This window comes from Fibrobacter sp. UWH4 (assembly GCF_900142475.1).
Lineage (GTDB): Bacteria > Fibrobacterota > Fibrobacteria > Fibrobacterales > Fibrobacteraceae > Fibrobacter.
This window is the reverse complement of the sequence record NZ_FRAY01000008.1, coordinates 110,092-116,778: the sequence shown is the minus strand read 5'-3', so window position 1 is coordinate 116,778 and position 6,687 is coordinate 110,092. Positions and strand designations below refer to the sequence as shown.

The window sequence follows — 6,687 nt, the reverse complement described above, 5'->3', positions numbered from 1 at the left end:
ATTGCGGCGGTCAGAGTGGTCTTGCCGTGGTCAACGTGGCCGATGGTGCCGATGTTGCAGTGCGGCTTGCTTCTGTCAAAATGTTCTTTTGCCATTTTTTCCTCTTCTTCAGCAGAAGGTTTATCGCTTCGAATCCTAGGAACGGCGCGGGTTTAACGCATATTCCTGTTATTTCGCAAAGCATAGGAAGCGGTACTTTGCGAATTTTGCCGAACAAATTTAGCAAATTCAAGGAATTTTTCAAGCATATTTTTTTGTTTTTCGCCCAAAAACGCGGATTTCGGACCAAACGGAGGCGTTTTCCAGCCGATAATCCCCTATTTTTTTCACCATTTTTCCTTTTGTAAACATGGCGTTTTTCGCTAAATTTAGGCACTTCAATGATTTAGCGCGATGATAAATCCAGTTTATCAACACTTTAAACACATTCATCAACACCCCGGCAAAGCGTTCGCCGATTTATCCACAATTATTTTGTAAAAAGATTTTTACTAAATGAAATTTTACATTTCGACTCAAAAAAATTCCCGTTGCAAAATCATCCACGATTCCGCGAACAGACTAGGAACGATTTCAGTTAGGACTATATAATTTTACATTGGAAACCCGGAATATTTAACTATCTTGTCATCCACGTTGTTTGGGAAAACCGAGGAATAAATGAAAAAAAGAATTCTTCCGCTATTACTTTCCGCAGCCGCGATAGCCTTCATCTGTAACTGTGGCGAAGAAACGACTTCCAGCCAGGACGAAAAGAACGTGCCCGCACAGGCCTACGTGGTAACCGAACCCTCCTTTGTCTATGTCGAAGGCGGCAACACCTTTATCATCTCGCAGACCACGGGAATCGTCACCGACGTCCAGGGCAATGTCGTCGGAAATGCGGACCTCAACGCGGGCATTATCGTAGACCTGAACGGTGCAGCCCTCGCAAGCAACATCGATATCGCCACGCTCAAGGCGGTCAACCCGCCCACCGTGACCGCCCCCGCCTGGGCCTTCGCGGCAAACGACCAGGTTTACGTCATCTATACCGACGGCAACGTGACCGACGCGAACGGGAATCCTGTCGGATTGTTCGTCTACATGACCGACCCGACGACCGGCGCCATCGTCATCGACCCGGCAACGCAGCAGCCGACCACCATCGGAAACATCGTCGCCCTCGACGGCGTAACGCCCGTCTTCACGAACGTGGACCTCAGCACGCTCAAGGTGATCCTCCCGGCAACAAACGACAACCCGGTCATCGGCAGCAGTGCAAGCCTCGACCCGGCTTCTTCCGCGGCCATTCCGGCCTCCTCGGCAGGAATCCCCGCTTCTTCGGCGACAATTCCCGAATCAAGCTCCTCGATCAACCTCTCTTCCAGTTCGGCAAAGTCCTCCAGCTCCGCAAAGTCTTCGAGTTCGGAAGCATCTTCCAGCAGCCAGGCCAAGGCCTTCCAGATCAAGTACGTGAACGGCGGCAAGAGTGGCTCCGGCTACGCCACCCGCTACTGGGACTGCTGCAAGCCCCACTGCGCATGGCCCGAACACGGCGGCAAGGCAAGCACCTGCGACGCCAAGGGCAACAAAATTGAAGACAAGAGCGCAGGAAGCATGTGCGACGGCGGCAACGCAGGCATCTGCAGAAACCAGTTCCCCATCGCCGTCAACGACACGCTCGCCTTCGCCTTCGCGGCAACGCCGGGTGGCGAAAATAATTGCGGCAAGTGCTTCGACCTCGTATTCACCGGCGAAGGCAAGTACGCCACCGACCGCCACAAGAAAATCAAGGGTCACCACCTGATCGTCATGTCCAACAACGTTGGCTACGACGTGGCGGGCGGCCAGTTCGACGTCATGATCCCGGGCGGCGGATTCGGTATCTTCGACGGATGCTCCTCCAAGATGGGCTGGGGTTCCCAAGGTTCCCAGTACGGCGGCCTTCTCGACGAGTGCGAAAAGGAAACCAACTATTACGCAGCGAACTACCAGAAGTGCCTGAGGACCAAGTGTGAGAGATCCTTCTCCATGGACCCCGAAGCGAAGGAAGGCTGCCTCTTCCTTGCCGACTGGATGAACGCCGCCGGCAACCCGCTCCTTACCTACAAGGAAGTGGAATGTCCGCAGGAACTGATCGACAGGTTCTAACCTGACCCGAATTAGATTTGAAAAGGAATCCCGGTTTCGACCGGGATTTTTTGTTTCGGCCAGAATGTGACCTCTGTCGCGTAAATATATATCTTACAAAATTTTACGTGATTTTTCGAGACAATTAAACTATCTTTAAGTGCGGATGGAATTGGAAGGGCTTTCAAAGGAAAGTCTTGTTGGATTTATTTGAGGATGCTTATGAAACACCAATTCCTGAAGTCAGCTCTGATCCTGAGCTCCGTTCTCGCATTAACGAACTGCGACGAAGAGGCGACAAACGCCATCAGCAATCTGACCCCTGACGCCAACCTTCCCGCAAGCAGCGCAAGCGAAGCCGCAGTTTCTGCCAGCGAACCGTGCTGGATCATGGAAGCAAACGGTGCCCAGTACCTGGTTTACCCCGCAGGTATCGTTACCGATATCAACGGCCAGACCGTCGCCAAGGTGACTTTAACCCAGGATGAGACCGGAGCCTTTGTCGGCACCGCAACGACCTTAGATGGCACCCCCGTTTTTGAAATCAACACGGCAAATCTCCCGGTCGTGACTCTTGAACAGGTCGCTCCCGCGATTCCGGCTTCTTCTGCCACTACCCTGCCGCCGGCATCCAGCGCGACAGTTCCTGTGCTCTCCAGCGCAACGATTCCCGCGATTTCTTCCAGCAGCCTCACGACGCCGGTCGTCTTGAGCAGCTCCGCCACGGTCGTGGTTGTCAGTTCCTCTGCCGAACAGCAGCAGCCGAAATCCTCTGCCGCCGTATCGGGCAACTGCGACGGAAAATGCTTCGACAGCGTTTCGGGCAAGTGCGTCGATTACTACGCAGAACAGACTGGTTCCAAGGGCGAAAAGTACGCCTATGACAATACCTGCAAATTGAACTGCTACCATGATCCCGATGGCAAAGACTGCAAGAATATCTCCGGTGCAGCACCCGCAAGCAGCGCCTCTCAGCAGCCGAAGTCCAGCTCCAGCGTGAAGTCTTCCAGCAGCCAGCAGCAACAGCAGCCCAAGTCTTCTAGCTCCTCTGCAAAGTCCAGCTCCAGCGCAAAGTCCTCGAGCAGCCAGGGCAACATCAATTCTAGCTACCAGATCAAGTACGTGAACGGCGGCAAGAGCGGCTCCGGCTATGCCACTCGCTACTGGGACTGCTGCAAACCCCACTGTGCATGGCCCGAACACGGCGGCACCGCAAGCACTTGCGATGCTAGGGGCAACAAGATTACTGACAAGAGTGCTGGAAGCATGTGCGATGGAGGCAATGCCGGTATCTGCAGAAACCAGTTCCCGATTATCGTTAACGATCAGCTGGCCTTCGCCTTCGCGGCAACTCCGGGTGGCGAAAATAACTGTGGCAAATGCTTTGACCTCCAGTTTACCGGTGAAGGCAAGTATGCATCCACAAGCCTCCACAAGTCTCTCGTGGGCAAGCACCTGATCGTTATGTCCAACAATGTCGGCTACGACGTGGCTGGCGGCCAGTTTGACGTGATGATTCCGGGTGGCGGTTTCGGTATCTTCGACGGATGCTCCGCAAAGATGGGCTGGGGTTCCCAGGGTTCCCAGTATGGCGGCCTCCTTGACGAATGTGAAAAAGAATCCAACTACAAGGCGGACAAGTACAAGAGCTGCCTGCAGAACAAATGTGCAGCCTCGTTCTCCTCGGACCCCGAAGCCAAGGAAGGATGCCTCTTCCTTGCCAACTGGCTGAACGCCGCCGGCAACCCGCTCCTTACTTACAAGGAAGTGGAATGCCCGCAGGAACTGATCAACAGATTCTAATTTTAAATACATAATTTTTTATGAAGATCCCCGCGGGTAAAACCCGCGGGGGCTTTTGCTTTTACAGCAGCATATCGTATTCGTTTACAACACCGACGACATCGCAAGAGAGCTTTTAGGCGCGCGAGCCTCATTTTCACCTTAAAAGAGGCTTGAAAAACGCTCATTTTGGCGAAACATACCTATAAACAAGGCCGACAGGTGATTTTTATAGGTAAAAAAAAGAAACATCCGTCACGGTGCTAGAAAAATTGCCCCAAACGAGTACCTATAAACATCGCATAAGCCCCATTTTTATAGGTAATTTAGGTATTAGTTTGTACACAACGCCAGTCAAGCTCCCAAAAATGTACCTATAAAACCACAAGATTCGAGATGTTTATAGGTACGCTCCCCAAAAGGCATTCCCCAACTACCTATAAAGTCCTATTTCCACTTGTTTTTATAGGTACGCAGCCCCGCCCCCGTTTTATATATTTTGATATAAAGGAGTTTATAATGTTTGGGAATAACTTCAAAAACCGCATTACGCGCAGTATCACGGCTAACGCCGCGATATTGGCGCTCGCAACGATGGCGCACGCGACAAATGTCGCCTGCGTCGGCAACAGCATTACCGAAGGCTATGGAATCTGGGCCGACAAGAAATACCCCGACCACCTGCAAGAAATGCTCGGGAACGATTACACCGTCAGCAATTTCGGCGTGTCCTCAATGACCTTCGCGGGCGCCACCATCAAGGGCGGCGACAACAATTCCAGTTACTGGAAGACCGAAAAATTCAAGGCGGCCCTCGCCTCTTCGCCGGATATCGTCGTCATCGAGCTCGGCACCAACGACAGCAAGTACTTCACGGACAAATGCATCTGGGAGGGCACCGAAAGGTACAACTACCTTTACGGCCAGTGCGAAAAATCGCAGCTGTACAGCGATTACGAGGCGTTGATCGATACCTTCGCACACCTACCCACGAGCCCCGAAATTTTCGCGACGCTGCAGCCCTACAGCAACAACTGCGAGTGGGGTATCATGGATACGGCTATCGTAAGCCAGATCAACCCGGTTATCAAGGAAACCGCCGTCAAGAAAGGCGTGAACATTATCGACCTGCACACGCTTTTCCAGACTCCCGCATGGTTTTTGGACGACAGCGTGCATCCGAACGCCTCGGGCGCCCAGGAACTCGCGAAAATCGTGAACAAGTACATCGCCATGGCAAAACCCAAGATTGCGCAAAACGGGACGACACTCTCGGTGCAGGGGGACGCCTACGGTTTCCGCTGGTACAAGGCCGGCAAACTGATCGAAGGCGCCGACAAGGCATCGCTCGCCATTTCCGAAACGGGCACGTACAGGGCGCTCGTGAAAGTGGAAGAGGGCAACGATTCATGGCTCCTGAGCGACAAAATCGAGGTGAAGGACCTTTCGGGAACTACGGGAATCAGGCCCGCAAGGCAAACCGCTCAGCCGAAAATGCGAAAACTCCACCACAAGGTGGACGTGAAAGGGAGAATCGTAGACGGGAGAAAATAGCCGGATCGAGGAAGACGCAACTACATACGCCATTCTGGAAAGTGACTGACGGAATCCAGAAAAGTTGTGAACAGCACTTAAGGATGAGTGGCGAGGCTGTCGTCCAGGAAATCGAACATCGCCTTGTAGACATTGTCGCGGGCGGGTTCGTGCGAAAGGACCAAGTCGTGGAGGCCACCTTCGATTCTCTCGAGACGGACTTTTTCGCCGAGATGGGCACCGTATTCGCGGATATCGTCGACATTCAGCACGGCATCGCATCGGGTGTATTCCTCGCTCCAGTCATCTTCACGGTAGCTACAGCCGCTGTGCATCACGAGCACCGGAGTATTCAGGTGAAGCCCCTGCTGGATGCGTTCATGCCCCAGGTGAATGGCGCGGAGCCACCCCAGATCGATCGGGAGACTGCCGGGAACCTTGAGCAAGGTGTCATACATCCATTCGCCATCGTAATTCCTCAGCAGGCTTCGGTCGTAGTTGATGTTCTTGCTGCGGGGAATACCCACGTCCGGGAACCTAGAACCGATTGCCGAAAGCAGCGGGACGGCAAGGCGCCGCACCGGCCAGATGTAGTTCATCTCGAAGAAAGGACTGTTGAGGACAATCGCCGCGATTCCGGCACCGTTCCTGCGGTCGGCCGCATAAAGACATGCGATAAGTCCCCCGGTGCTGTGACCCATGACAACGAGGGGGGTAGCTTCCCCTTCGATACGGTGAATGACCGCGATGGCGGAATCCAGCTCAGGATAGTATTCCGAAATGTCGCGGAGCTCGCCTAACGTCTCGCCTTCGCGATGGGAACGGCCAAACTTGTGCAAGTCGATGGCATAGAAGGAATAGCCCGCGGAATCCATCTTCTGCGCCAGCTCCCGCTGGAAAAAATAATCGTTGAACCCGTGGATGTACAGGACGGACGCCTTCGAAATGCGGGACTTCCCCGCCGCGGCGCTGTCGGGACTTGCGACGGAAGCGGCCTGAACCGCGGAAACAAACGGATAGTGCACCAGCGTGGCGTGATAGTGCGAACCGGCACCTACATCGAGGCTACGGACGGTAAACGGCTCCCCGAGCAAGGCATCGGACAACCATTCGCGATCTTCCGCAAACAAGGCCACAGTGAAAAATAGAATAACGGCGCACCAAAATTTCATAATAGCGTAATATAGATTATTGTCCCTTTATACAAAATTATTTTTTAGATACAAACCTTTTTTATTTTAAGCAAACTATAGTTGGCGT

At 53.1% G+C, this 6,687-nt stretch carries 5 protein-coding genes; 3 read left to right on the top strand and 2 right to left on the bottom strand.

What is annotated here, in order from left to right:
- Positions 1-95 (bottom strand): GTP-binding protein (locus BUA93_RS13415; protein WP_139258098.1); only part of this gene is annotated, 95 nt, incomplete at its 3' end.
- 565 nt (positions 96-660) lie between these two features.
- Here BUA93_RS13415 and BUA93_RS13405 point away from each other — a divergent pair.
- The 3 genes from BUA93_RS13405 to BUA93_RS13395 all read left to right on the top strand — a co-directional run bounded on the left by BUA93_RS13405 (position 661) and on the right by BUA93_RS13395 (position 5,448).
- Positions 661-2,133: a hypothetical protein gene (locus BUA93_RS13405; RefSeq protein ID WP_072980219.1), complete on the top strand. Its 1,473-nt coding sequence runs from the start codon at positions 661-663 to the stop codon at positions 2,131-2,133.
- 201 nt (positions 2,134-2,334) lie between these two features.
- On the top strand, positions 2,335-3,915 hold the full coding sequence (locus tag BUA93_RS13400; RefSeq protein ID WP_072980234.1) for a hypothetical protein: 1,581 nt from the start codon (positions 2,335-2,337) through the stop codon (positions 3,913-3,915).
- A gap of 498 nt (positions 3,916-4,413) precedes the next feature.
- The gene (locus BUA93_RS13395) at positions 4,414-5,448 is read left to right on the top strand and encodes a GDSL-type esterase/lipase family protein (protein WP_072980217.1); all 1,035 of its coding nucleotides are present in this window, start codon (positions 4,414-4,416) and stop codon (positions 5,446-5,448) included.
- Positions 5,449-5,525: 77 nt separating this feature from the next.
- Here BUA93_RS13395 and BUA93_RS13390 read toward each other — a convergent pair whose 3' ends face one another.
- Positions 5,526-6,599 carry an alpha/beta hydrolase gene (locus BUA93_RS13390; protein ID WP_083597449.1) on the bottom strand — a complete coding sequence of 358 codons (1,074 nt, stop codon included), beginning with the start codon at positions 6,597-6,599 and terminating at the stop codon, positions 5,526-5,528.
- Positions 6,600-6,687: the final 88 nt, after the last annotated feature.

Bases quoted from the DNA above. Each gene is read 5' to 3' on its own strand.
- BUA93_RS13405 (WP_072980219.1), top strand. From the start codon at position 661: ATGAAAAAAAGAATTCTTCCGCTATTACTTTCCGCAGCCGCGATAGCC.
- BUA93_RS13400 (WP_072980234.1), top strand. From the start codon at position 2,335: ATGAAACACCAATTCCTGAAGTCAGCTCTGATCCTGAGCTCCGTTCTC.
- BUA93_RS13395 (WP_072980217.1), top strand. From the start codon at position 4,414: ATGTTTGGGAATAACTTCAAAAACCGCATTACGCGCAGTATCACGGCT.
- BUA93_RS13390 (WP_083597449.1), bottom strand. From the start codon at position 6,599: ATGAAATTTTGGTGCGCCGTTATTCTATTTTTCACTGTGGCCTTGTTT.